The 24,803-nt window shown below is 72.6% G+C and carries 23 protein-coding genes; 21 read left to right on the top strand and 2 right to left on the bottom strand.

Features of this window, described 5'->3' with window-relative positions; translation table 11 throughout:
• Positions 1-16: 16 nt before the first annotated feature.
• A complete protein-coding gene (locus ACFY0D_RS16685) occupies positions 17-877 on the bottom strand; it encodes an alpha/beta fold hydrolase (RefSeq protein WP_390799015.1) in 861 nt (286 codons plus the stop codon).
• Positions 878-1,019: 142 nt separating this feature from the next.
• Here ACFY0D_RS16685 and ACFY0D_RS16680 point away from each other — a divergent pair, with 142 nt between their 5' ends.
• The 21 genes from ACFY0D_RS16680 (at position 1,020) to ACFY0D_RS16580 (ending at position 23,535) form a co-directional block, all read left to right on the top strand.
• On the top strand, positions 1,020-1,517 hold the full coding sequence (locus ACFY0D_RS16680) for an SseB family protein (protein ID WP_390799098.1): 498 nt from the start codon (positions 1,020-1,022) through the stop codon (positions 1,515-1,517).
• Entirely contained in the window at positions 1,514-2,158 is a 645-nt protein-coding gene (locus ACFY0D_RS16675) for a hypothetical protein (RefSeq protein ID WP_390799014.1), read from the top strand. The genes ACFY0D_RS16680 and ACFY0D_RS16675 overlap by 4 nt, the downstream gene beginning before the upstream one ends.
• Positions 2,159-6,778, top strand: a complete 4,620-nt coding sequence (locus ACFY0D_RS16670; RefSeq protein ID WP_390799013.1) for a putative T7SS-secreted protein — start codon at positions 2,159-2,161, stop codon at positions 6,776-6,778.
• Positions 6,775-7,278: a hypothetical protein gene (locus ACFY0D_RS16665; RefSeq protein WP_390799012.1), complete on the top strand. Its 504-nt coding sequence runs from the start codon at positions 6,775-6,777 to the stop codon at positions 7,276-7,278. The genes ACFY0D_RS16670 and ACFY0D_RS16665 overlap by 4 nt, the downstream gene beginning before the upstream one ends.
• 111 nt (positions 7,279-7,389) lie before the next feature.
• Positions 7,390-7,761: a hypothetical protein gene (locus ACFY0D_RS16660; RefSeq protein ID WP_390799011.1), complete on the top strand. Its 372-nt coding sequence runs from the start codon at positions 7,390-7,392 to the stop codon at positions 7,759-7,761.
• Positions 7,762-7,947: 186 nt separating this feature from the next.
• Positions 7,948-9,693 carry an enoyl-CoA hydratase-related protein gene (locus ACFY0D_RS16655; protein ID WP_390799010.1) on the top strand — a complete coding sequence of 582 codons (1,746 nt, stop codon included), beginning with the start codon at positions 7,948-7,950 and terminating at the stop codon, positions 9,691-9,693.
• Between the two features lie 72 nt (positions 9,694-9,765).
• The gene (locus tag ACFY0D_RS16650) at positions 9,766-10,821 is read left to right on the top strand and encodes a hydrogenase expression protein HypE (RefSeq protein ID WP_390799009.1); all 1,056 of its coding nucleotides are present in this window, start codon (positions 9,766-9,768) and stop codon (positions 10,819-10,821) included.
• A gap of 74 nt (positions 10,822-10,895) precedes the next feature.
• Positions 10,896-12,680 carry a nickel-dependent hydrogenase large subunit gene (locus tag ACFY0D_RS16645; RefSeq protein WP_030388418.1) on the top strand — a complete coding sequence of 595 codons (1,785 nt, stop codon included), beginning with the start codon at positions 10,896-10,898 and terminating at the stop codon, positions 12,678-12,680.
• The gene (locus ACFY0D_RS16640; RefSeq protein WP_390799008.1) at positions 12,677-13,213 is read left to right on the top strand and encodes a hypothetical protein; all 537 of its coding nucleotides are present in this window, start codon (positions 12,677-12,679) and stop codon (positions 13,211-13,213) included. The genes ACFY0D_RS16645 and ACFY0D_RS16640 overlap by 4 nt, the downstream gene beginning before the upstream one ends.
• Positions 13,210-13,881 (top strand): DUF5947 family protein, encoded by a 672-nt coding sequence (locus tag ACFY0D_RS16635; RefSeq protein WP_390799007.1) that lies wholly within the window; start codon positions 13,210-13,212, stop codon positions 13,879-13,881. The genes ACFY0D_RS16640 and ACFY0D_RS16635 overlap by 4 nt, the downstream gene beginning before the upstream one ends.
• A complete protein-coding gene (locus ACFY0D_RS16630; protein ID WP_390799006.1) occupies positions 13,878-14,618 on the top strand; it encodes a DUF6084 family protein in 741 nt (246 codons plus the stop codon). Before ACFY0D_RS16635 ends, ACFY0D_RS16630 begins: the two co-directional genes overlap by 4 nt.
• Positions 14,615-16,039 carry a hypothetical protein gene (locus tag ACFY0D_RS16625; protein ID WP_390799005.1) on the top strand — a complete coding sequence of 475 codons (1,425 nt, stop codon included), beginning with the start codon at positions 14,615-14,617 and terminating at the stop codon, positions 16,037-16,039. The genes ACFY0D_RS16630 and ACFY0D_RS16625 overlap by 4 nt, the downstream gene beginning before the upstream one ends.
• Positions 16,036-16,581 (top strand): hydrogenase maturation protease, encoded by a 546-nt coding sequence (locus ACFY0D_RS16620; RefSeq protein ID WP_390799004.1) that lies wholly within the window; start codon positions 16,036-16,038, stop codon positions 16,579-16,581. Before ACFY0D_RS16625 ends, ACFY0D_RS16620 begins: the two co-directional genes overlap by 4 nt.
• Positions 16,578-16,682 (top strand): DUF6893 family small protein, encoded by a 105-nt coding sequence (locus tag ACFY0D_RS16615; protein ID WP_389119462.1) that lies wholly within the window; start codon positions 16,578-16,580, stop codon positions 16,680-16,682. Before ACFY0D_RS16620 ends, ACFY0D_RS16615 begins: the two co-directional genes overlap by 4 nt.
• Before the next feature lie 138 nt (positions 16,683-16,820).
• Positions 16,821-17,222 carry a hydrogenase maturation nickel metallochaperone HypA gene (locus tag ACFY0D_RS16610; protein ID WP_390799003.1) on the top strand — a complete coding sequence of 134 codons (402 nt, stop codon included), beginning with the start codon at positions 16,821-16,823 and terminating at the stop codon, positions 17,220-17,222.
• Between the two features lie 3 nt (positions 17,223-17,225).
• Complete coding sequence (gene hypB, locus ACFY0D_RS16605; protein ID WP_390799002.1) at positions 17,226-18,071, top strand: hydrogenase nickel incorporation protein HypB; 846 nt, start codon at positions 17,226-17,228, stop codon at positions 18,069-18,071.
• Positions 18,071-20,395 carry a carbamoyltransferase HypF gene (gene hypF, locus ACFY0D_RS16600; RefSeq protein WP_390799001.1) on the top strand — a complete coding sequence of 775 codons (2,325 nt, stop codon included), beginning with the start codon at positions 18,071-18,073 and terminating at the stop codon, positions 20,393-20,395. The genes hypB and hypF overlap by 1 nt, the downstream gene beginning before the upstream one ends.
• A gap of 35 nt (positions 20,396-20,430) precedes the next feature.
• Entirely contained in the window at positions 20,431-20,790 is a 360-nt protein-coding gene (locus ACFY0D_RS16595; RefSeq protein ID WP_390799000.1) for a HypC/HybG/HupF family hydrogenase formation chaperone, read from the top strand.
• Positions 20,787-21,965, top strand: a complete 1,179-nt coding sequence (gene hypD / locus ACFY0D_RS16590) for a hydrogenase formation protein HypD (RefSeq protein ID WP_390798999.1) — start codon at positions 20,787-20,789, stop codon at positions 21,963-21,965. Before ACFY0D_RS16595 ends, hypD begins: the two co-directional genes overlap by 4 nt.
• Positions 21,958-23,019 carry a hydrogenase expression/formation protein HypE gene (hypE, locus tag ACFY0D_RS16585; protein WP_390798998.1) on the top strand — a complete coding sequence of 354 codons (1,062 nt, stop codon included), beginning with the start codon at positions 21,958-21,960 and terminating at the stop codon, positions 23,017-23,019. Before hypD ends, hypE begins: the two co-directional genes overlap by 8 nt.
• A gap of 246 nt (positions 23,020-23,265) precedes the next feature.
• Positions 23,266-23,535 carry a hypothetical protein gene (locus tag ACFY0D_RS16580; RefSeq protein WP_390798997.1) on the top strand — a complete coding sequence of 90 codons (270 nt, stop codon included), beginning with the start codon at positions 23,266-23,268 and terminating at the stop codon, positions 23,533-23,535.
• 3 nt (positions 23,536-23,538) lie between these two features.
• Here the strand turns inward: ACFY0D_RS16580 and ACFY0D_RS16575 are convergent, their stop codons facing one another.
• Entirely contained in the window at positions 23,539-24,801 is a 1,263-nt protein-coding gene (locus ACFY0D_RS16575; RefSeq protein WP_390798996.1) for a cation:proton antiporter, read from the bottom strand.
• Between the last annotated feature and the right edge of the window lie 2 nt (positions 24,802-24,803).

The following is a 24,803-nucleotide window of genomic DNA, read 5'->3' as shown; positions in this document are numbered from 1 at the left end:
ACCTCGGAAGGGGGTGTCAGGACCGGTCCACGAAGGCCCGTACCCGTTCGACGAGCGCGGCGTTGTCGCGGATCCAGCCGTAGTGCCGGCTGCCCGGCGCGCCTTCGCCGAGGGCGAGCTCCTCGTATGTCACCCGCGCGCTCGTGAGCTTGTCGCAGAGCCCCCGCACCCCGCCCGGCGGTGCCATGGGGTCGCCCTCGATGGCCACCGCCAGCACCGGCAGGGCCAACTCGGCCAGCCAGGGCTCGAAGTCCACCGGTGAGGACGGCACGTCGTAGCGGCCCGTCCGGACCTGGGCGGCCATGTCCCGCAGGACCTGCGCGGAGTCGTTCCCCAGCACCTTGAGGCGGCGGCCGGGGAAGTACCCGTACACGGAGGCGAAGGCGGCGGCGAGCTGGAACCCCACGAGCATGCCCAGGCCCCGCGGGAAGGGCCAGCCGCGCCAGTGGCAGGACGGGGCGCCGACCAGGACCGCGCCCGCGGCCATGTGCGGCTCCTGACTCAGGTACAGCGCGCCGAGCTGCCCGCCGAGGCTGTGCCCGAGCAGGTGGCGCGGCGCCCCGGGGAAGGCGGCCTCGACCGCCCGGAACAGCGCGGGGTAGTCGTACGCCACCATCTCGTGGTAGCCGTAGCGCACCCCGCGCCGCACCTGGACCGAGCTCGTGCCCTGCCCCCGCAGCTCCCCGAGGACGACCTGGAACCCCGCCTGTACGAGGGCCTCCGCCAGGGGCGTGTAGGACACGGCCCTGGTACCCATGGCGGGCATGCACACCAGCACCGGGGCCGACGGGTCGTCGGGCCTACGGTGGCACCGGACGCGGACCGTGGCCCCGTCCTCGGCGCGCACCGTCTGCGTGGTCACTTCGGTGGACGGCATGACGGACCTCCCTCGCTCACGGCCATCCTGCGCGGTGTCGCGGGCCAGGTTCAACCGTTTCCGGCCTCGGCCTGTCGGCCGCCGGATCGTGGATCGAAATTGCAATCGAAAAAGCGAACATGTGATGATCCCTGCCGTGACGATGAACGGGGAGAGCCAAGGCGGAAACCCGCAGCCCGGCCAGGTTGTTCGGCTGGCCGACCTGGCTGACCTGGCCGGCGAGGAGCCACCACCGACCGTGACGAAAGCAAAACCGACCGTGCCGACAGAAGGCCGGGAAGTTGCGGCGCGGCGCCGGGAGTTCGCGGTGCTGCTGGGCGAGTTCCGCCGGACGGCGGTGCTGGTGCCGATCGATCCGTACGGCAGTCTGTGGACGGCCGAGCAGGGCGGGGTCCGGTGGATCTGCGCGTTCTCGGACGAGGAGGCGCTGGCGAGGTTCGCGGCCGCGCAGGGCGACGCGGGACGGGAATGGGAGTACCACTCGGTCTACGGGGCGCGGCTGTTGGACGTGATGGTGCCGAAGCTGGGGGTGCCCGCCGGGGTGGCGCTCGACGCCGGAAGCGCTGACGGGATGCTGTTCCCGCCGGTCGCCGGCGTGGTGCCGGACTCGGCAGTGGTGGACCTCGGGGGCGAACGGTGAGCGGTTCCGATTCGGATCTGGACGTACCGCCGGAGGCGCTGAAGCTGATAGCGACCGGCATCGACAAGGCGCACGGCGAGCTGAAGGACCTCGGCATGATCGGCCAGGCGTCCACCGGGCGCGGCTTCTCCGATCTGTCGCTGTCCGGGATGCAGTTGGGCCACGAGAGCCTGGCGGCGGGGTTCAAGACGTTCTGCGAGCGCTGGGAGTGGGGCGTGCGCGGGCTGATGATGCGCGGGAACGGCTTCGCGAAGGCCGTCGGCCTGTCGGCGGGCGCGATCAGCGAGCAGGAGCAGTACATCAAGGACACCTTCAAGATCGCGGTGAACGGGGTGAACGGCAACCCGCACCTGTCGGAGGAAGAGGTCAAGGCCAAGGACTGGGACGAGATCCGGGACCAGCACGCGTGGGACGGGGCGGACTGGAGCGGCGAGTCGTTCTCGAAGGCCCAGGACGAGGTCGAGCAGACCTGGCGCGACACCGCCTACGACGTCGAGGACGGACTGCTCGACTCGATGCAGAACCAGGGCGTGTTCGGCGAGAAGGAGCGCGCGCTGATGGACGAGAAGCTGCGCGAGACGCTGGAGCCCACGCAGGACGCGGTGGACCGGGCGAAGCAGCCGACGTGGGGGAGCGAGTAAGTGGTGGACTTCGGGGGCTGGGTCGACAAGGGCCTCGGAAAGCTCGAAGAGGGCTGGGACGCCGGCAAGAAGCTCGTCGGTGAGGGCGTCGACAAGGCCACGGACGTCGTCGGCGACGGTCTGGAGTACGTCGGCGCCGAGGACTGGGCGGACGCTGTCGAGGACTGGGGTGACAGTACGGCGTCCTCGCTGGGCGCCACGGTCGGCGAACAGCAGCTCGGGCAGACCGAGGAGGCCAACGAGCTGATCCACGGCAAGGTCTCCGACATCAACGCGAGCGTCAAGAACCTGCGGGACTTCAAGAGCGCCTTCGACTCGGTGGGCCAGGGCATGAAGGGCCTCGACTCCAGTCACTGGAAGGGCGCGGCGGCCGACAGCTTCCGGGAGAAGTTCCAGACGCTGCCCACCGACTGGCTGCACGCGGCGGACGCCTTCGAGGGCGCGGCCAAGGCCCTGGAGACGTACGCCACGACGGTGACGTGGGCGCAGGGCAGGGCGAAGGAGGCCATCGACCTCTACAAGCAGGGCCAGGAGGCCAGCAAGAACGCGGCCGAGGCCTACAAGAAGAAGGTGGCCGCGTACGAGGACGCGCGCACCGGCGACAACCCGCTGCCCAGGCCCGAGTGCCCGGCCGATCCGGGCGGCGCGGTGCGGGACCGGGCTCAGGAGATCCTGAACGACGCCCGCCGCCAGCGCAACGAGGCGGCCGACACGGCGAACAAGGCGGTCACCGCCGCGCTGGCGCACGCGCCGGCGATGCCGTCGGCCACCGACCGGGCCAAGCTCAACTTCGTCGACTGGGGCATGGGCCAGGGCGTGGAGATGCTGCACCTGAGCGGCGGTGTCGTCAAGGGCGTCGTGGGCATCACCAACTTCGTCCGCTCGGTGGACCCGCTCGACCCGTACAACATCACCCACCCCGCCGACTACTACAAGAACCTGAACATGACCCTGGCCGGGCTGGCGTCCACCGCGGCGCATCCGGACCGGGCACTGAAGAGCGCGTGGGAAGCGGCCAAGGGCGACCCGAGCGAGTTCATCGGCCGGCTGATCCCCGAACTCATCGGCTCCAAGGGCGCCGGCGGCCTCAAGAACCTGGCGCGCTTCAAGCACCTGGACGACGTACCGCCCGGCAAGGGACGCGACGGCCACAACGGCGACCCCGACGGCAAGGGACGTCAGTGCAAGGAGCTCACCTGCGACGGAGACCCCGTCGACATGGCCACCGGACGGATGGTCCTGCCCCAGACGGACATCGCCCTTCCGGGCTCCCTGCCCCTGGTCTTCGGGCGCACCTTCGAGTCGGCCTATCGCGCCGGCCGCTGGTTCGGGCCCTCCTGGTCGTCGACCGCCGACCAGCGCCTGGAGATCGACTCGGAAGGGGTCGTCTTCGTCTGCGAGGACGGCAGCCTGCTCGCGTACCCGCACCCGGCGCCCGGTGTCCCCGTGCTGCCCACGCACGGCCGCCCCTGGCCGCTCGACCGCGAGGGGGACACCTACACCATCACCGACCCGGACACCGGCTCCGTCCTGCACTTCACCGAACACAGCGGCGAACTGGCGCTCCTGACGCAGACCGGCGACCGCCACGGCCGGTGGATCGCCTTCGAGTACGACGCGGACGGGGCGCCGACCTCGATCGTCCACCACGGCGGCTACCACCTGAAGCTGACGACCGCCGACGGCCGCATCACGGCCCTGCACCTCGCCGGTGCCGCCCAGGACGGCACGGACCAGGCGATCCTCCGGTACGGGTACACCGACGGGCACCTCACGCACGTCACCAACTCCTGCGGCCGCCCGCTGCGCTTCGGCTACGACGCCGACGGGGTGATCACCTCCTGGACCGACACGAACGGCAGCCGGTTCGACTACGTCTACGACCACCTGCACCGCTGCACGTCCCAGGCGGGGACCAACGGCCACCTGGAGTCCCGCTTCACGTGGGACGACACCCACCCGGAAACCGGCCTGCGCGTCACGTCCATCACCGACGGGCTGGGCAACACCACCCGCTACCTCGTCAACGAGCGGGTCCAGGTCGTCGGGGAGATCGATCCCACGGGGGCCGTGTCCCGCTCCACGTACGACCGTCGCCACCGGCTGCTCTCCCGCACCGACCCCCTCGGGCACACCACCCGTTCCGAGTACGACGACCAGGGCCGCCTGAAGGAGGTCGTCCGCCCGGACGGCCGGCACCTGCACGCGGAGCACGACGCGCTCGGCCTGCCCGTCCGCGTCACCCACGCCGACGGCACCGTCATCCGGCAGACCTACGACGAGCGGGGCAACCGCACCTCGTACACCGACGCCGCCGGGGCGACCACCCGCTTCACCTACGACGACGCGGGTCACCTCGCCTCCGTCACGGACGCGCTCGGCGACACCACGCGCGTACGGTGCGATGCGGCGGGACTGCCGATGGAGATCACCGACCCGCTGAACGGGGTCACACGCTACGAGCGTGACGTGTTCGGCCGGCCCGTGGCGATCACCGACCCGACGGGGGCGGTCACCCGCTTCGAGTGGACCGTGGAGAGCCAGGTCGCCGCGTGCACCGAACCGGACGGAGCCCGGCAGGCATGGACGTACGACGGTGAGGGCAACTGCACGACCCACACCGATGCCCTGGGCCGGACCACCCGGTACGAGTACACGGATTTCGACCTCCTCGTGGCCCGCACCGGCCCGGACGGGGTGCGGCACGAGTTCCGGCACGACGTCAATCTCAAGCTCACCCAGGTCACCAACCCGCTCGGGCTGACCTGGGAGTACGAGTACGACGCCGCGGGCCGACTGGTGTCCGAGGCCGACTTCGACGACCGGACCCTGCGCTACCGGTACGACGCCGCGGGCCGGCTGACCGAGCGGGTGAACGGTCTCGGCCAGACCACCCGCTTCGCACGCAACGAACTGGGCCAGGTCCTCCGCAAGGACAGCGAGGGCGCCGTCACCACGTACGAGTACGACGTCTTCGACGAACTCGCCGTGGCATCGAACGCCGACGCCACACTGGTACGGCTGCGCGACCGCTACGGGCGGCTGAGGGCGGAGACGGTGAACGGCCGTGAGCTGGCCTACGACTACGACGCGCTCGGCCGGATCACCGGGCGGACCACGCCGAGCGGCGCGGTCAGCACGCGGACGTACGACGCGGCGGGCCGGCCCGCCGAGCTCACGGCATCCGGCCGCACGATCGCCTTCGAGCGTGACGCCGCCGGCCGCGAACTCATCCGCAGGGTCGGGGGGACGGTCACGCTCACCCACCACTTCGACGCGGGCGGCCGCCTGGCCGACCAGCGGATATCCGGCCGGGGCCGCGATCTCCAGCGCCGCTCGTACACCTACCGCGCCGACGGCCACCTCGTCGGCATCGAGGACGCGCTGTCCGGAACCCGCCGCTTCGACCTCGACGCGACGGGCCGGGTCACCGCCGTGCACGCCGCGGGCTGGACGGAGACGTACGCCTACGACGCTTCCGGCAACCAGACGGCCGCGGCCTGGCCCGCGAGCCACCCCGGCCAGGAGGCCACGGGGCCGCGGACCTTCACCGGCACCCGCATCACCCGGGCGGGCGACGTCCGCTACGAGCACGACGCGCAGGGCCGTACCGTCCTGCGGCAGAAGACCCGGCTCTCCCGCAAGCCGGACACCTGGCAGTACGCCTGGGACGCGGAGGACCGGCTGAGGTCCACCGTCACGCCGGACGGCACGGTGTGGCGCTACCTCTACGACCCCCTCGGCCGCCGCATCGCCAAGCAGCGCCTCGCCGAGGACGGCACCACCGTGCTGGAGGAGACCACTTTCACCTGGGACGGCGCCACGCTGTGCGAACAGGTCAGCCAAGGGGCGGCACTGCCGCTGCCCATCGCGCTCACCTGGGAACACCTGGGCCTGCGCCCCGTCGCGCAGACCGAGCGCATGCTCGGCAAGGACGCGTCGCAGCAGCTCGTGGACGAACGGTTCTACGCCATCGTGACCGACCTGGTGGGCGCGCCCACCGAGCTCGTCGACGAGTCGGGGGACCTCGCCTGGCACACGCGGAGCACGCTGTGGGGTACGACGGCGTGGGCGACCACGAGCGCGGCCTACACCCCCTTGCGCTTCCCGGGCCAGTACTTCGACCCCGAGACGGGACTCCACTACAACTTCCACCGCCACTACGACCCCGAGACGGCCCGGTACCTCAGCGGCGATCCCCTCGGGCTCGACCCGGCCCCCAATCCGACGACCTACGTGGACAATCCCCACACCTGGTCCGACCCCCTCGGGCTCAAGCCCTGCAAGATCAGGGTGTCCCCGGTCGCGTCCGACTGGGCCACCAAGGGGGCGCACATCCACATCCCCCTGAAGAAGGGGAAGGAACACGAAGTCAGCATCACCGTGGACAAGGATGGCAACATCCAGGGTGCCCCCATCAGGCTTGAGGACGGCTGGGCGTCGGACAAGAGCGTCCAGCAGGCCGTGGACGCCGTGAACAACGACCCGAAGCTGCGCGCGGACCTCCTGGCCAAGGCCAAGTCGGCCAAGGAGCACATGGACACCCACAACTGGGGCAACTCGAAGAACCGCTCCGGGGAAATGCAAGCCCTGATCGACAAATTGGAGAACTGGCCGTGACCGGCATCGAATTCCTCGCCTCGTTCCTCAGGACCGGACGCCTGCACGGCATCGGCATCGGCTCCACCCTCGGCGAGGTCGACCGGGCCGTCCGCCACCGCTTCGTCGACGTGGTCGACGAGGAGGGCGAGTCGCTGCGCCGCGACTACGGATTCGTCGAGTTCTACTTCAACCCCGGTGACGAGTGGGTGATGTCCGGCGGCTCCATCGAGCTGCACCGGCTCGCGTCCGGCCCGGACATGGCGAAGGAGTGGGCCCGGACCATGGGGGTCGAGTTCCCCCGCTACGTCGCCTGGGAGGACGTGCGCGACGAGCTCGCGCGCGTCCCCGGAGCCCCGGAACTGAAGGTCAGCGACCAGGGCGGCTTCCTGGAGTACCGGGCAGCGGCGTCCAACGTCTCGGTGATCGTCGTGGACGACGAGGAGGAGGAGCGGGGCTACCACGCGGGGCACGGGGACGTGTGGAGCGTCGGCCTGTGGGCGCCCGTACGCGCGAGCTGACCGCCCGGGGCCGGTCGCGGCCCCCGGACGGCCCCTCCCCGGTCTGGGCCGGTCGGGTGCTCGACCCGCCCGGAGGGGATGGGGTGCGGCCCGAGCGGGCACGTGCACACCATGGCCTTCGAACATCCCGCGAAGAAGGGCGGCCAGGGGCGGCTCGGACGATTCGAGAAGCTGGCGGAGCTGGCCTCGAACTTCACCAGCTCGCCCGCCTTCTCCGCGTTCTGCGTCCTGCTGGTGGCCGGCTTCGTCGTGGTCCACCTGCTCCACCTGGACACGAGCTGGCAGCACCTGACGGGCGACGCGATGGCCGCCGTCGCCCTGCTGCTCCTGGCCCTGCTGAAGAACTCCGAACGCAGGGCCGAACACGCGATCCAGCGCAAGCTCGACGCGATCGCCGCCGCCCTCCTGGAGCAGTACGAGGGCGAGCCGGGCCGCGCGCACGAGGAGCTGGCCAAGGCCATCGGGATCGAGGACGGCGAGTAGCCGGCATCTCCTTGGGCCGAGCGGACCCCGGAACGGGCGCTTTCGAGTGACCCGCCGCGCGGGCCTCGGCCGTGGGCGCCCGGATCTCCCCGACCATCTCAGGCGGCCGGTCATCTTCCGGCCACGGGCCGCCGACCAGGCCGGGTACCGCGCACGCGCGGCTCCGGGCCGCCGCTGGGAGATCACTTGTACGTCCTGCTCGTGGCGAGCGCGTTCAACAGCCTCACGCAGCGAGTCCACGCCGAGCTGCGCGACCACGGCCACCACGTCGCGGTCGAACTCGCCCTGCCCGGTGCCTCCCTGGCCGACGCCGTACGCGGCCACCGCCCCGACCTCGTGCTCGCCCCGATGCTGCGCACCGCCATCCCCGAGGAGGTCTGGGCCGCCCACACCTGTCTGGTCGTCCACCCGGGGCCGGTCGGTGACCGCGGCCCCTCCTCCCTCGACCGGGCCGTCCAGGACGGGGAGCCCCGGTGGGGGGTGACGGTCCTGCAGGCCAACGCGGAGATGGACGCCGGCGACGTCTGGTCGAGCGTCGAATGCCCCCTGCCGCCGGTCGGCAAGAGCGACTTCTACCGCGGCGAGATCGCCGACGCCGCGCTGGAGGCCGTCCTGCTCGCGGTGGAACGGTTCGCCTCCGGTACGTACACCCCGCAGCCCCAGGCGGCCGGCCACGCCCGGCCGCTCCTGCGCCAGGAGGACCGCCGGATCGACTGGGAGAGCGACACCACCGAGGACGTCCTGCGCGCGCTGCGTGCCGCCGACTCGCAGCCCGGCGTACGCGACGACCTGCTCGGCGGCGAGTGGTACCTGCACGGCGGGCACCGTGAGGAGCACCTGCGCGGCCGCCCCGGCGAGCTGCTGGCCACCCGGAACGGGGCGCTCTGCCGGGCCACGGCCGACGGGGCCGTCTGGATCCCGGAACTGCGCGCCCGCCGCCTGCCGGGGGGAGGCCCGGCCGCCCCCAAGCTGCCCGCCACGCTCGCGCTCGCGGACCGGCTGCCCCCGCTTCCCGAGGTCCCCGCGCCACCGCACGGCGGCCCCCACCGCCCCGCCTGGTCGGACATCGGCTACCACGAGGAGGACCAGGCCGGCTTCCTGTCGTTCTCCTTCCCCGGCGGCGCGATGAGCACCGCGCACTGCCGCCGCCTGCTGGACGCCTACCGGACCGCCCGCACCCGCCCCACCACCGTCCTGGTCCTGGGCGGCGGCCGCGACTTCTTCTCCAACGGCATCCACCTCGGCGTCATCGAGGCCGCGGCCGACCCGGCCGAGGAGTCCTGGGCCAACATCAACGCCATGAACGACCTGGTCGAGGCGGTGCTGACCACCACCGACCGGCTCGTGGTCAGCGCGCTGGGCGGCAACGCCGCCGCCGGAGGGGCCATGCTCGCCCTCGCCGCCGACGAGGTCTGGTGCCGCTCGGGCGTCGTCCTGAACCCGCACTACCGCCTGATGGGCCTGCACGGTTCCGAGTACTGGACGTACACCCTGCCCCGCCGCGTCGGCCCCGCACTCGCGGACCGCCTCACCGGCGAGGCCCTCCCGCTGAGCGCCGCCGCCGCCCACGGCCTCGGGCTGGTCGACCGTACGGTCTCCTGCCCGCCCGCGGACTTCGCCCGCGAGACGCAGCGCCTCGCGGTCCGGCTCGCCGGCCTGCCCGCCACCGCCTCCCGGATCGCCGCGAAGAAGGCCGCGCGCGAGCGCGACGAGGCCGTGCGGCCGCTCGCCGCCCACCGCGAGGCCGAGCTGGCCCTGATGCGGCGGACCTTCTCCGACCCAGACGCCCCCTACCACGCCCTGCGCCGCGCCTTCGTCCGCAAAGAGCGCCCGGCCGCCACCCCGCTCCACCTGAGCGGGTCGGCCGTCAGGCCGCGCGCCGTCACTGGACTGGCCGTACCTGACGCGGCGCCCGGGCCGGACTGCTGTTAGCAAGAAAGGTGTGGGTGAGGCAGGCCGCCTCCCCCCCGCCCCTTCCCGATCACCTCCCCGAGGAGCCGTCCCATGGCCACTGCGACTAAGGACACGGTCGAGGACCCGCTGATCCACATCCTCTGGATCAACGCGGGTCTGAGCTGCGACGGTGACTCCGTTTCCCTGACGGCCGCGATGCAGCCGAGCATCGAGGAGATCGTGACCGGCGTGCTGCCCGGTCTGCCGAAGATCGCCGTGCACTGGCCGCTGATCGACTTCGAGTGCGGCCCGGTCGGCGGCGCCGACACGTTCATCGAGTGGTTCTTCAAGGGCGAGCGGGGCGAGATCGATCCGTTCGTCCTGGTGGTCGAGGGCTCGATCCCGAACGAGAAGATCAAGCCCGAGGGCTACTGGTGCGGCTTCGGCGACGACCCCGAGACCGGTCAGCCCATCACCACCAGCGAGTGGATCGACCGGCTGGCCCCCAAGGCCCTCGCCGTCGTGGCCATCGGCACCTGCGCCACGTACGGCGGAATCCACGCCATGGAGGGCAACCCGACGGGCGCCATGGGCGTGCCCGACTACCTGGGCTGGGACTGGACCTCGAAGGCCGGCATCCCGATCGTGTGCGTGCCGGGCTGTCCGATCCAGCCCGACAACTTCTCGGAGACCCTGACCTACCTGCTCTACCAGGCGGCCGGCTCCGCCCCGATGATCCCCCTCGACGACAAGCTGCGCCCCACCTGGCTCTTCGGGGCCACCGTCCACGAGGGCTGCGACCGCGCCGGCTACTACGAGCAGGGCCAGTTCGCCGAGACCTACGACTCCCCGCTCTGCCTGGTCAAGCTCGGCTGCTGGGGCCCCGTCGTCAAGTGCAACGTCCCCAAGCGCGGCTGGATGAACGGCATCGGCGGATGCCCCAACGTCGGCGGCATCTGCATCGCCTGCACGATGCCCGGCTTCCCCGACAAGTTCATGCCGTTCATGGACGAACCCCCCGGCGCCAAGGTCTCCACGAAGGCGAGCAGCGCGTACGGCGCGCTGATCCGCAGGCTCCGGTCGGTCACCGCCCACACCGTGGACGAGGAACCGAAGTGGAGGCAGACCGGCCGCAGCCTGACCACGGGCTACCGCCCGCCCTGGTGACGGCTCCCGGGATCCCACGGAAGCACCCCCCCAACTCCAGCTCTCCGCACCGAAGAAGGGTCACGGCAGAAACGATGACACCGAAGACGAAGGCGGCCGCAGACGGCAGCGGCCTGGTGGAGATGGCCTGGGATCCGATCACCCGGATCGTGGGCAGTCTCGGCATCCACACGAAGATCGACTTCAAGCAGAAGCGGGTCGCGGAGTGCTACAGCACCTCGTCGGTCTTCCGCGGCTACAGCGTCTTCATGCGCGGCAAGGACCCCCGCGACGCGCACTTCATCACCAGCCGCATCTGCGGCATCTGCGGTGACAACCACGCCACCTGCTCGGTGTACGCGCAGAACATGGCCTACGGGGTGAAGCCGCCCCACCTCGCCGAGTGGATCATCAACCTGGGCGAGTCCGCGGAGTACATGTTCGACCACAACATCTTCCAGGAGAACCTGGTCGGGGTCGACTACTGCGAGAAGATGGTCCGCGAGACCAACCCGGGCGTCCTGGAGCTCGCCGAGCGCACCCCCGCCCCGCACGCCGGCGAGCACGGCTACAAGACCATCGCCGACATCATGCGCTCCCTCAACCCCATCGAGGGCGAGTTCTACCGCGAGGCGCTCCAGGTCTCCCGCTACACGCGCGAGATGTTCTGCCTGATGGAGGGCCGCCACGTGCACCCCTCCACCCTCTACCCGGGCGGCGTCGGCACCATCGCCTCGGTCCAGCTCTTCACGGACTACATGAGCCGCCTCATGCGGTACTGCGAGTTCATGAAGAGGGTCGTCCCCCTCCACGACGACCTGTTCGACTTCTTCTACGAGGCCCTGCCCGGGTACGAGGAGGTCGGCCGCCGGCGCGTCCTCCTCGGCTGCTGGGGCGCCCTCAACGACCCCGAGTACTGCGACTTCACCTACGCCAACATGACCGACTGGGGACGGAAGATGTTCGTCACCCCGGGCGTGGTGGTGGACGGCAAGCTGGTCACCAACGACCTCACCGAGATCAACCTCGGCATCCGCATCCTGCTCGGCAGCTCGTACTACGACGACTGGCAGGGCCAGGAGCAGTTCGTCACCCACGACCCGCTCGGCAACCCGGTCGACCCGCGCCACCCGTGGAACCAGCACACCATCCCGGCTCCGCAGAAGCGCAACTTCGACGACAAGTACAGCTGGGTCATGTCCCCCCGCTGGTTCGACGGCAAGGACCACCTGGCCCTGGACACCGGCGGCGGCCCCATCGCCCGCCTGTGGTCCACCGCCCTGTCCGGCCTGGTCCACACGGACTACGTACAGGCCACCGGTCACAGCGTCGTGATCACCCTGCCGCGCACGATGACCAAGCCCGAGACCCGCTTCGAGTGGAAGATCCCGAAGTGGAGCAACGCGCTGGAACGCAACCGCGCGCGCACCTACTTCCAGGCCTACGCGGCCGCCATCGCCCTGCACTGCGCCGAGAAGGGCCTCGCCGAGGTCCGCGCCGGGCGCACCCAGACCTGGGAGAAGTTCGAGGTCCCGGACGAGGGGCTCGGCGTCGGCTTCACCGAGGCCGTACGCGGTGTCCTCTCGCACCACATGGTGATCCGCGACGGGAAGATCGCCAACTACCACCCGTACCCGCCGACCCCGTGGAACGCCAGCACCCGCGACACCTTCGGCACGCCCGGCCCCTACGAGGACGCCGTGCAGAACACCCCGATCTTCGAGGAGAACACCCCGGAGAACTTCAAGGGCATCGACATCATGCGCGCCGTCCGCAGCTTCGACCCCTGTCTTCCCTGCGGAGTCCACATGTACGTCGGCGGCGGCAAGACGGTCAAGACGATGCACGTGCCCACCGGTCTGAGCGGACTGGGCGGATGAGGGCCACCGCGATGGACGGCCCCCAGGCCGGGCGCCGCGTCGAGGAGGTGCTCGACCGGCTCGCCGCCACCGGCGACCGGGCGGCGTGCGCGGCGGCGGAGGAACTGGTGCGCGTCCTCATGGACTTCTACGGCGCCGGGCTCGCCCGCATCGTCGAGAAGGTCGGGGACGGGCCGCTGAAGCCGGTCTACGGCGACGAACTCGTGGCGAGCCTGCTCTCCCTGCACGGCCTGCACCCCGAGGACGTGCACACGCGTATCGCCCGCGCCCTGGCCGCCCACGGTGAACCGCTGGAACTGCTCGGCTTCGACGCGGACACCGGCGTCCTGCGGCTGCGCCCCGCCGCCGCCTCCACCGGCTGTGGGTGTGGCTCGGGCTCCGGTGGCGGCAGCGACGCCGCGCGGACGCTGGAGGACACCCTGGCCTGCTTCGCCCCCGAGGTGACGAGCGTGGAGCGGGAGCCCGCCGCGGCTCCCGCCCCCGCCCTGCTGCAGATCGGCACCCGGCCCCCGAGCCCGGCGCGGGTGCCGTGAGCGGGCCCGGTCTCCTCCACGACGGCCCGCGCGCCCCGCGCGGGCTGCGCCGGTTCGCGGGCCCGCGCCCGCCCCGGCCCGAGACCTGCGAACTGTGCGGGGTCGCCGTGCCGCAGGACGGCCACCGCCACCTGGTGCAGACCGAGCAGCGCGCGCTGATCTGCGCCTGCACCGCCTGCGCGCTGCTGTTCGACCGGCCCGGCGCGGGCACCGGACGCCTGCGGGCCGTACCGGACCGCTATCTCACCGACCCCGCGCACCGGCTCGACGACGGCGCGTGGGAACTCCTCCAGATCCCGGTCGGCGTCGCGTTCTTCTTCCGCAACGCCGCCCTCGACCGGCTGGTCGCCCTCTACCCGAGCCCGGCCGGAGCCACCGAGAGCGAACTCGACCCCGAGACCTGGCAGACCGTACTCGGCAGCGGCCGGCTGTCCGCGCTCCTCGAACCCGATGTCGAGGCGCTGCTGCTGCGCCGCTCGGAGGGGCGCACCGACTGCTACCTGGTGCCGATCGACATCTGCTACGAGCTGGTGGGGCGGATGCGGCTGCTGTGGCAGGGCTTCGACGGCGGGGCGGAAGCCCGGGCCGCGCTGAAGACCTTCTTCGAGCAGGTCGAACGGCGGGCCAGGGCCCTCGCCGAGCCGACGGTGGAGGACGGGATCCGATGACGGAATTCGCCTTCACCTGCACCGGGGTGCGCGCCGACCCGTACGCCGCCGGCCCCACCCTCGTCTTCCGGCTGCGGATCACCGCGGCCGGGGACGCCCGGGTGCACGCCATCGCCCTGCGCTGCCAGATCCGCATCGAACCGGCCCGGCGGGGCTACGGACCCGCCGAGGCGGAAGGGCTCGCGGACCTGTTCGGCGAGCGCTCCCGCTGGGGCAACACCCTCCAGCCCGTGCAGTTCGCCCACGTCTCTGTCATGGTCCCGAGCTTCACCGGGGAGACCGAGACCGACCTGGTCGTGCCCTGCACCTACGACATGGACATCGCCGCCACCCGGTACTTCGAAGCCCTGGCGGAGGGCGAGGTACCGCTGCTGATGCTGTTCTCCGGCACCGCCTTCACCGGTGACGCCGGCTTCCGCGTCGAGCCGGTGCCCTGGGACCGCGAAGCCGCGTACCGGATGCCCGTGGCCGTGTGGCGCGAGATGGTCGAACAGCACTTCCCCGGCTGCGGCTGGCTCCGGCTGCCCCGCGACACCATGGACGAGCTGCTCGCCTTCCGCTCCCGCCACGCCCTCGCCTCGTGGGAGGCGACGGTACGCGCCCTGCTCGACGCGGCCGCCCCGCCGCAGCCGCCGCCCGTGAACGGGTCGGGGGCGGGGTCGGGGGCCGGGTCGGGAGCCGGACCCGTCCGGCTGGGCACCATCCTGCCGCGCCTCACCGAGAGGGCGGCCCCGTGACCACGACGACCACCCCCCATTCCCGCTTCGCGGTCGCCCGGCAGGTGGCCGACGCGGTCCTGCTGGAGGGGTACGTGCTCTACCCCTACCGGGCCTCGGCCGCGAAGAACCGGCTGCGCTGGCAGTTCGGGGTCCTCGTGCCCCCGGCCTGGGGCCGCGCGCACGAGGAGCACGTCTTCCAGCAGACCGAGATCCTGATGGAACCGCGGGGCGCGGCCACCCTCGCCCTGGAGCTGCGCTTCCTGCACGCGCAGCGGCGTACGGTCCAACAGGCTGCGGACGGCGGAGGCTTCACCGAGGTCGCCGAACTGCACCTGGCCGACCGGGTCCTCGTGCCCTGGGACGAGGGCGCCGAGGAACGGGTCGAGGTGACCGTCCCCGTCGCCGAGCTGCTGGGCGGCGACGGCGTCACCTTCCCCTTCCGCCGCCCCGCCCGCGTCGACCCCGAGCCCGTCCAGGGCGCCGACGGACGCACGGTGGGCCGTCTGGTGCGCCGTACCGAGGAGATCGAAGGGGTGCTGCGACTGCACGCCACCGAACTCCCCGGCGCCTACCGGGTCTTGCGACTCCGGGCCGTGGTGGAGAACACCAGCCCGTGGACCCCGCCGCCCGGGGCCGGACCCGCCGACCGCGAGGCCGCCCTGCCCCACTCGCTGGTCGCCGCCCACCTCCTGCTGGGCCTGGACTCCGGATCGTTCCTGTCCATGACCGACCCGCCCGAATGGGCCAGGCAGGCGGTGGCCGCCTGCGAGAACCGCCACACCTGGCCGGTGCTCGCGGGCGAACCCGGCCGCGCCGACGTGGTCCTGTCCTCCCCGATCATCCTGGAGGACCATCCGGCCATCGCCCCCGAGAGCGCGGGCGCCATGTACGACGCCACCGAGATCGACGAGATCCTCGCCTTGCGCACGGCCGCCCTGACCGAGCAGGAGAAGCGCGAGGCCCGCGGCACCGACCCCCGGGCGGCCGCCGTGATCGACCTCGCCGACTCGATGCCCCCCGAGGTGCTGGAGCGGCTGCACGGCGCCGTACGCGCCCTGCGGGAGGTCACCGGTCCTGAGCAGCCGCCGCTCATCGCGGAACTCCCCTCCGAGGACGTGGTGTTCCGGCCCGACACGCCCTGGTGGGACCCGGCCCGGGCGGACACCGCGGACCCGGCCCGCGACCGGATCACGGTCGACGGATCCTCGGTGGGCCCCGGCAGCCGTGTCCGGCTGCGTCCCGGACTGCGGCGCACCGACGCCCAGGACCTGTTCCTCCAGGGCCGCACCGCGCTGGTCGAGGCCGTGCTGCACGACGTCGACGGGGGAGTGCACCTCGCCGTCACCGTGGAGGACGACCCCGGCGCGGACATCCGGCGGGAACAGGGCAGGTTCCTCTACTTCCAGCCCGACGAGGTCACCCCCCTGGAGGACGCGTGAACGACCGGGTCCTGATCGCGGGCATCGGCAACGTCTTCCTCGGCGACGACGGCTTCGGCGTCGAGACCGTGCGGGCACTGGCCGAGCACCCCCTGCCCGACGGGGTCGAGGTGGTGGACTTCGGAGTGCGCGGTGTCCACCTCGCCTACCAGCTCCTCGACGGCTACGACACGCTCCTGCTGGTCGACGCCACCGCACGCGGCGGCGAGCCGGGCACGCTCTACCTCATCGAGGCCGACGGCGGCGCGGGCCCGCAGCCGGCCGGCGACGGGGCGCCGCCGCCCGTCCTCGACGGCCACCACATGTCCCCCGACGCCGTCCTCGCACTGCTGGACACCCTGTGCGCCGGGACCGGAGCCACCCCGCCGCGGCGCACGCTGGTGCTCGGCTGCGAACCGGCCGGTGTCGAGGAGGGCATCGGACTGAGCGCACCCGTGGCCGCCGCCGTACCGGAGGCCGTACGCACGGCCCTGGACCTGATCCACGGCCGGACCCACGACGAAACCGACCGGCCCCGCCGCGAACTGAGGAGAACACCGTGAAGAAGGCCTTCATCGGCGGGGCCGCGGCCGCCGCCCTCACCGCCGTCCTGCTGCAGATCCTCCCCGACCTCCGGCGCTACCTGCGGATGCGCCGGATGTGACACCGCCGCCGGAGCGGCCACGGGCGCCCGTGCGTGTCCGGGCGCCCGAATGGCGTACGGGGCGCGCCGCGCACCGGCGTGCCCGAGCGCACGGACCCCGTCCCGCCGGTTCAATGAGCCCCGGCAGGACGGAGTCCGATGCACGAGATGTCGATCGCCATGGCCGTCGTGGGCCAGGTGGAAGAGGCGGCCCGGGCGGGCGGCGCGCGCGCCGTCACCTCCGTACGGCTGCGGGTCGGTGAGCTGGCGGGGGTGGTCCCCGACGCGCTGGCCTTCTGTTTCGAACTGGCCTGCGCCGGAACGGTTCTCGAAGGCGCCGAACTCCTCACGGAGTCCGTGACGGCCCGCGCCCGCTGCGGCTCCTGCCCCGGCACCGGCACCTGGGCGGTGGGCATGCCCCCCGAACTGTGCTGCCCCGGATGCGGCAGAGCCACCGACGTGGAACTGCTGTCGGGCCGTGAGCTGGAGATCCTCAGCGTGCGCTGGGAAGACGGCCCCGCCGGTGCCCGTACCCGCGAACCGATTCCCGAGGAGGCCTGAACCATGTGCCGAGTGGTCGATCTGCGGCAGGCGGTGCTCGCCAAGAACGACGAAGCCGCCCAGGTCCTGCGCACCGAACTCACCGCCCGCGGTACGACGGTGGTCAATCTGCTCTCCAGCCCCGGCAGCGGCAAGACGGCGCTGCTGGAGCGCGAACTGCTCCTCGCGCGCGAGCGGGGCGTGGCCGTGGCCGCGCTGACGGCCGACCTGGCCACCGAGAACGACGCGGTACGGCTGGCCCGTTCGGGCGTACCGGTCAAGCAGGTCCTCACCGACGGGCTGTGCCACCTGGAGGCCGCGATGCTCGGCCGGCACCTGGACGGCTGGCTGGCCCGGGACACCCGGCTGCTCTTCGTGGAGAACGTGGGCAACCTGGTCTGCCCGGCCGGCTACGACCTGGGGGAATCGCTGCGGGTGGTGCTCGCCTCGGTGACCGAGGGCGAGGACAAGCCGCTGAAGTATCCGACCGCCTTCGGACTGGCCCAGCTGGTGGTGGTCACCAAGACCGACATCGCGCGGGCCGTCGACTTCGACGAGGCCGCCTTCCGCGCCAACGTCGAGCAGGTCAATCCCGGTGTGGAGGTGGTGCTCACCTCGGCGCGCGCGGGTGAGGGCCTGGGTGTCCTGCTCGACCGGGCGCTGGCGGCCGGGGCCGGGTCGGGCACGCACACGCCGGTGATGGCGCGTCAGCAGCACGCGCACGGCCTCGGACATGACCACGGTCACGAACACGACCACGAGCACGACCGTGATCACGAGCACGACCACGACCACGAGCACGACGAGGACCACGAGCACGACCACGAGCACCCGCACCCGCACGCCCACACGGTCGCGCAGACCCGCTGATGGAAGCGGTACAGCGGCGCCGGGTCACCGTCCGGGGCGTGGTCCAGGGCGTCGGCTTCCGGCCCTACGTCTACACCCGCGCGACCGGGCTGGGCCTGGCCGGGCACGTCACCAACACCCCCGAGGGCGTCGTCGCGGAGGTCGAGGGCGCCCCGGCGGCGGTGTCGCGGTTCTGCGAACGGCTCGCGGCGGACGCACCCCCGCTGGCCGTCGTCGACGCGGTCGACCACTGGGAGGTCCCCGTCGCGGGCGGCACCGGATTCACCATCGTCGCCTCCCGGACCGGCGGCCCCGCCCGCACCCTGGTCTCCCCGGACGTGGCCACCTGCGCCGACTGCCTCACCGAACTGGCCGACCCGGCCGACCGGCGTCACCGGCACCCCTTCATCACCTGCACCCACTGCGGGCCGCGCTTCACCATCGTCACCGGGCTGCCGTACGACCGCGCCCACACCACCATGGCCCCCTTCCCCATGTGCCCCGACTGCGCCCGGGAGTACGCGGACCCGGCCGACCGCCGCTTCCACGCCCAGCCGGTCGCCTGCCCGGCCTGCGGCCCCCGCCTGAGGCTGCTCACCGGGCGACCGCCCCGCGAGAGCGCCGGCCCGGACCCGGTCGCCGAGGCCCGCCGGCTCCTGGCGGGCGGGGCGATCCTCGCCGTCAAGGGCCTCGGCGGCTACCACCTGGCCTGCGACGCCACCCACCCGGGCGCCGTCGCCGAGCTGCGCCGGCGCAAGGCCCGCGGGGACAAGCCCTTCGCCCTGATGGCCCGGGACCTCGCCGACGCCGAGCGGTTCGCCCACATCGGCCCCGGGGAACGGGAACTGCTCACGGGCGCCGTACGGCCCATCGTGCTGCTCCGCCGCCGCGCCGGCGCAGGCGGCCCGGACGGGGTCGCCCCCGGCTGTCCGGACCTCGGTGTGATGCTCCCGTACACCCCCGTCCACCACCTGCTGCTCGGCCTGCCCGGGGACCCCCCGGGGCCCCGGCTGCTCGTCATGACCAGCGGGAACCTCGCGGGGGAGCCCATCGTCACCGACGACGCCGAGGCCCTGGACCGGCTCGCCGCCCTCGCCGACGCCTGGCTCACGCACGACCGCCCCATCCACGTGCCGTGCGACGACTCCGTGGTGCGGGTGTGCGACGGCGAGACGCTGACCGTACGCCGCTCGCGCGGGTACGCCCCGCTCCCGCTGACCCTGCCGGTACCCGTCCCCGCGAGCCTCGCCGCGGGCGGGGACCTGAAGAACACCTTCTGCCTCGGCGAAGGGCGCCAGGCCTGGCTGTCCGCCCACATCGGCGACATGGACGACCTCGCCACCCAGTACGCCCTCGAACGCGCCGAGCGGCAGCTGGAGTCCATCACCGGCGTCACCCCCGTGCTCCTCGCCGCCGACCGGCACCCCGCCTACCGCTCCACCCGGTGGGCGGAGCGCGCCGCGGGCGCCCGGCCGCTCGTCCGCGTCCAGCACCACCACGCGCACATCGCCTCCACCCTGGCCGAGCACGGCCGGGGCGCCGGCCGCCCGGTGATCGGGGTCGCCTTCGACGGCACCGGCTACGGCGACGACGGCGCCGTGTGGGGCGGCGAGGTCCTCCTCGCCGACTACGCCGGGTTCACCCGGTTCGCCCACCTGGCCTACGTCCCGCTGCCGGGCGGAGACGCGGCCGTGCAGCGCCCGTACCGCATGGCGCTGTCCCATCTGCGGGCCGCGGGCATCGACCGGACCCCGGAGCTGCCCTGCACGGCGGCCTGCCCGCCCGGAGAACTCGCGCTGCTGGAGCGTCAGCTGGAACGGGGTCTGAACTGTGTCCCGACCTCCAGCATGGGCCGCCTCTTCGACGCCGTCTCCTCCCTGGCCGGCATCTGCCACGTGGCCGGCTACGAGGCGCAGGCCGCCATCGAACTGGAGGGCGCCGCCCTGGGCGCGAGCGAAGCCGGTCCCGGACCCGGCTACACCTTCGGCCTGCACGCGCCGCCCGGCCCCGACGGCGGGCCGGTCACCGCCGATCCGGCGCCCGTACTGGCCGCCGTGGTGGCCGACGTCCGCGCCGGCACGGACCCGGCGCTGATCGCCGCCCGCTTCCACACCTCCGTCGCCGCCCTCGTCGCCACGCTCTGCGCGCTCGCGCGCGAGCGGCACGGCCTGGACACCGTCGCCCTGACCGGCGGGGTCTTCGCCAACACCCTGCTCTCCTCGATGTGCGCCCGGCGCCTCCGCGCGGCCGGATTCACCGTCCTGCGGCACGGCCGGGTCCCCCCGAACGACGGCGGGCTGGCCCTCGGCCAGCTCATGGTGGCCGCCGCGCACCACACGCCCTGACACACCCCTGACACGCCCACAGCAAGGAGAAACCCATGTGCCTGGCGGTGCCCGGCAGAGTGCTCGACATCGGGGAGAAGGACGGCACCCGCATGGCCACCGTCGACTTCGGCGGTGTGCAGAAGGAAGTGTGCCTGGAGTATCTGCCGGACCTCCAGGTCGGCGAGTACGCCATCGTCCACGTGGGCTTCGCCCTGCAGCGCCTCGATGAGGAGTCGGCCAAGCAGACCCTCGAACTCTTCGCGCAACTCGGCATGCTCCAGGAGGAGTTCGGCGACCCGTGGGAGCAGGCCGCAGCGGCCGGCGGTGAGCCCTGGCCCTTCACCGACGATCCCGGTTCCGCCCCCGGGCCCGCGCCCGCCCTCGCCGCACCGCAGGAGGAAGTCCAGCCGTGAAGTACATCGAGGAGTTCCAGGACCCCGACCTCGCCCGCCGGCTGCTCGACGACATCCACGCCACCGTGACCCGGCCCTGGGCCCTGATGGAGGTCTGCGGCGGCCAGACCCACACCATCATCCGGCACGGGATCGATCAACTGCTGCCGGAACAGGTGGAGCTGATCCACGGCCCGGGCTGTCCGGTGTGCGTCACCCCGCTGGAGGTCATCGACAAGGCGCTGGAGATCGCCTCCCGCCCCGATGTGATCTTCTGTTCCTTCGGGGACATGCTCCGGGTGCCCGGGACCGGCCGCGACCTGTTCCAGGTGCGCAGCGAGGGCGGCGACGTACGCGTCGTCTACTCCCCGCTCGACGCCCTGCGGATCGCCCAGGAGAACCCGAAGCGCCAGGTGGTCTTCTTCGGCATCGGCTTCGAGACCACGGCGCCGCCCAACGCCATGACGGTCCACCAGGCGAAGAAGCTGGGCATTGCCAACTTCAGCCTGCTGGTCTCCCACGTCCGCGTGCCCCCGGCGATCGAGGCGATCATGCAGTCGCCGAGCTGCCGGGTCCAGGGCTTCCTCGCCGCCGGGCACGTGTGCAGCGTGATGGGCATGGGCGAGTACCCCGAACTGGCCGCGCGGCACCGGGTCCCGATCGTGGTGACGGGATTCGAACCGCTGGACATCCTGGAGGGCGTACGCCGGGCCGTACGGCAGCTGGAGCGCGGCGAGCACACGGTCGACAACGCCTACGCGCGCGCCGTGCGCCCCGAGGGCAACCCGGCCGCCCTCGCCATGCTGGAGGACGTCTTCGAGGTCACCGACCGGGCCTGGCGGGGCATCGGCGTCATCCCCGACAGCGGCTGGCGGCTGTCGGAGCGCTACCGCGACTTCGACGCCGAACACCGCTTCTCGGTCACCGGCATCAACACCCGTGAACCGGCCGAGTGCCGCAGCGGCGAGGTGCTCCAGGGGCTGCTGAAACCGCACGAGTGCGAGGCCTTCGGCACGCTGTGCACCCCGCGCAGCCCGCTCGGCGCCACCATGGTCTCCAGCGAGGGCGCCTGCGCCGCGTACTACCTCTACCGGCGGCTGGAGCTGGGGACCGTGCCCGCCGCCAAGACCGCCGCGACCGCCGGGACTGCCGCGCCGGTCCCGACCGCCCCGCTGGAGGCGAGCCCCGTTGTCTGACACCGCACTCGACATCACGGGCTGGACCTGCCCGGCCCCGCTGCGCGACCGCCCCCGTGTGGTCATGGGCCACGGCGGCGGGGGCGCACTCTCCGCCGAACTGGTCCAGCACCTCTTCGCCCCCGCCTTTGGCGGTGACGTGCTCGCCCAGCTCGGGGACTCCGCGGCCGTCTCCCTCGGCGGGGTCCGGCTGGCCTTCTCCACCGACTCCTACGTGGTGCGGCCGCTGTTCTTCCCCGGCGGCTCCATCGGCGACCTCGCGGTCAACGGCACGGTCAACGACCTGGCCATGAGCGGAGCCGAAGCCGCCTACCTCTCCTGCGGGTTCATCCTGGAGGAGGGCGTCGAGATGTCGGTCGTGGCGCGCGTGGCCGAGGCCATGGGCACGGCCGCGCGCGCCGCGGGCGTGGAGGTCGCGACCGGCGACACCAAGGTCGTGGAAGCGGGCCACGGGGACGGCATCTACATCAACACCGCGGGCATCGGCATCATCCCCGACGGGGTGGACCTGCGCCCGCAGCGCGTCGTACCCGGTGACGTCGTCATCGTCAGCGGCGAGATCGGGCTCCACGGCGTGGCGATCATGAGTGTCCGCGAGGGGCTCGAATTCGGCGTCGACATCCAGAGCGACTGCGCGGCCCTGGGCGGCCTCGTACGGAGCATGCTCGCTGTCACCCCGGACCTCCACGTCCTGCGCGACCCCACGCGGGGCGGCCTGGCGGCCTCCCTGAACGAGATCGCGGCCGCCTCGGGCACCGGCGTCGTGATCCACGAGGGCCGCGTTCCCGTCCCCGCCGCCGTCGCGAACGCCTGCGCGATCCTCGGGCTCGACCCGCTCTACGTGGCCAACGAGGGCAAGCTGGTCGCCTTCGTGCCCCGCGAGCACGCCGACGCCGTCCTCGACGCCATGCGCGCCCATCCGCTGGGCCGTCGCGCGGCGGTGATCGGCGAGGCCGTCGACGCCCACCCGGGCCTGGTCGTGGCCCGTACCGGCCTCGGCGGCACCCGCGTGGTCGACCTGCCGATCGGCGAGCAGCTGCCGCGCATCTGCTGACCGGCAGGGCCGGCGCCCAAGATGGGTGCCGGCCCCGATGTGCGGTGGCGGTGGGCCGGGTGATGCTGAGGATGCCCGCAGCATCCCTTCCCGGCCACCGCCGGGAGGCGCCGCCACCGCTTCGAGAAGACGCCCCGGACGCCGAACGCGCCGTGCGTCCCGACGGCGTTGACATGGAGCGGCTCGTGCCCTCGGCAGTGCACCCGCTCCTTCGTTCCGGCCCGGCCGACGGAAAGGAGCGGGGTCATGCCGCGATCCGAGGATGTGAGGACCACCGGCACCGATGCCCGGCCCGGGCCCCGGCCCGCGGACGGTCGCCGGCCCAGGCCCCGCGCGTACCGCCGGGCGGGCGCCTGGCTGGCCGTGGCCCTGGGGGTCTGGGCCGCGGTGGCCGGGGCCACCCTGCCCAACGGGCTCGTGCTCGCGGCCGGCCTGGTCGTGGCCGCGCTGGCGGTGAACCGCCTGGGCGCGGAGCCCCGTACGCCCCGTCGGGCGAAGCCGGCGGCACCTCCCTGACCGCTACGGCCGCCCGGCGGGATCCTGGTCGGGAGCCGGCTCCGCGGCGGCCCCGGCCTCCGGGGACCTCGCGGGGGAGGGCACGGCCGCGAGCAGCGGCGTGTGCACGGCGCGCCGCCCCCGGAACCAGGCGGCCAGCGGCTCGGTGTACCGGGCGGTGAGCGGCCCGATCACCACGAGGATCAGCACGTAGGCGGTGGCCAGCGGCCCGAGGGCCGGTTCGATGCCCGCGGTGACGGCGAGACCGGCGATGACGATCGAGAACTCCCCGCGGGCGACGAGGGTGCCGCCGGCCCGCCAGCGGCCGTTGACTCCGACCCCGGCGCGCTTCGCGGCCCAGTACCCGGTGGCGATCTTCGTACCGGCGGTCACCAGGGCCAGCGCGAGCGCCGGAAGCAGCACGGGCGGGATGCTGGCCGGGTCGGTGTGCAGGCCGAAGAAGACGAAGAACACCGCAGCGAACAGGTCCCGGAGCGGGCTGAGCAGGGTGTGCGTACCCTCGGCCACCTCACCGGAAAGGGCGATGCCGACCAGGAACGCCCCGACCGCGGCGGAGACCTGCAACTGCTGGGCGATGCCCGCGACCAGCAGGGTCAGGCCGAGGACGACCAGGAGCAGCTTCTCCGGGTCGTCGCTGGAGACGAACCGGGAGATGAGCCGGCCGTAGCGGACGGCCACGAACAGCACCGCGCCCGCCACGCCGAGGGCGATCGCCAGGGTCAGACTGCCGGCCGCGAGGCCGACCCCGGCCAGCAGCGCGGTGACGATGGGCAGGTAGACGGCCATGGCCAGGTCTTCCAGGACCAGCACGCTGAGGACGACCGGGGTCTCACGGTTGCCGAGCCGCCCGAGATCCCCCATCACCTTGGCGATGACGCCGGAGGAGGAGATCCAGGTGACCCCCGCCAGGACCACGGCGGCCACCGGCCCCCAGCCCATCAGCAGCGCGGCGACCGCGCCGGGTACGGCGTTGAGGGTGAAGTCGACCAGCCCGGCCGGGTACTGGGTCTTGAGATTGGAGACCAGGTCGGTGGCCGTGTACTCCAGCCCCAGCATCAGCAGGAGCAGGATGACGCCGATCTCGGCGCCGATCGCCACGAACTCCTCGCTCGCGCCCATGGGCAGCAGTCCGCCCGTGCCGAAGGCGAGACCGGCCAGCAGGTACAGGGGTATCGGGGAGAAGCGGAAGCGCCCGGCGAGTCTGCCCAGCAGACCCAGGCCCAGGATGATCGCACCGAACTCGATCAGGAAGAGGGCGGAGTGCACAG

The organism is Streptomyces sp. NPDC001502, from assembly GCF_042894785.1.
Lineage (GTDB): Bacteria > Actinomycetota > Actinomycetes > Streptomycetales > Streptomycetaceae > Streptomyces > Streptomyces kutzneri.
The sequence above is the reverse complement of the archived record's forward strand: the minus strand, read 5'-3'. Positions and strand labels throughout refer to the sequence as shown.

Excerpts from the sequence above, each read along its gene's own strand:
- ACFY0D_RS16595 (WP_390799000.1), top strand. The coding sequence starts at position 20,431 with ATGTGCCTGGCGGTGCCCGGCAGAGTGCTCGACATCGGGGAGAAGGAC.
- ACFY0D_RS16640 (WP_390799008.1), top strand. The coding sequence starts at position 12,677 with ATGAGGGCCACCGCGATGGACGGCCCCCAGGCCGGGCGCCGCGTCGAG.
- ACFY0D_RS16660 (WP_390799011.1), top strand. The coding sequence starts at position 7,390 with ATGGCCTTCGAACATCCCGCGAAGAAGGGCGGCCAGGGGCGGCTCGGA.
- ACFY0D_RS16685 (WP_390799015.1), bottom strand. The coding sequence starts at position 877 with ATGCCGTCCACCGAAGTGACCACGCAGACGGTGCGCGCCGAGGACGGG.
- hypF (WP_390799001.1), top strand. The coding sequence starts at position 18,071 with ATGGAAGCGGTACAGCGGCGCCGGGTCACCGTCCGGGGCGTGGTCCAG.
- ACFY0D_RS16610 (WP_390799003.1), top strand. The coding sequence starts at position 16,821 with ATGCACGAGATGTCGATCGCCATGGCCGTCGTGGGCCAGGTGGAAGAG.
- ACFY0D_RS16645 (WP_030388418.1), top strand. The coding sequence starts at position 10,896 with ATGACACCGAAGACGAAGGCGGCCGCAGACGGCAGCGGCCTGGTGGAG.
- ACFY0D_RS16630 (WP_390799006.1), top strand. The coding sequence starts at position 13,878 with ATGACGGAATTCGCCTTCACCTGCACCGGGGTGCGCGCCGACCCGTAC.
- ACFY0D_RS16680 (WP_390799098.1), top strand. The coding sequence starts at position 1,020 with ATGAACGGGGAGAGCCAAGGCGGAAACCCGCAGCCCGGCCAGGTTGTT.
- ACFY0D_RS16650 (WP_390799009.1), top strand. The coding sequence starts at position 9,766 with ATGGCCACTGCGACTAAGGACACGGTCGAGGACCCGCTGATCCACATC.
- ACFY0D_RS16580 (WP_390798997.1), top strand. The coding sequence starts at position 23,266 with ATGCCGCGATCCGAGGATGTGAGGACCACCGGCACCGATGCCCGGCCC.
- hypB (WP_390799002.1), top strand. The coding sequence starts at position 17,226 with ATGTGCCGAGTGGTCGATCTGCGGCAGGCGGTGCTCGCCAAGAACGAC.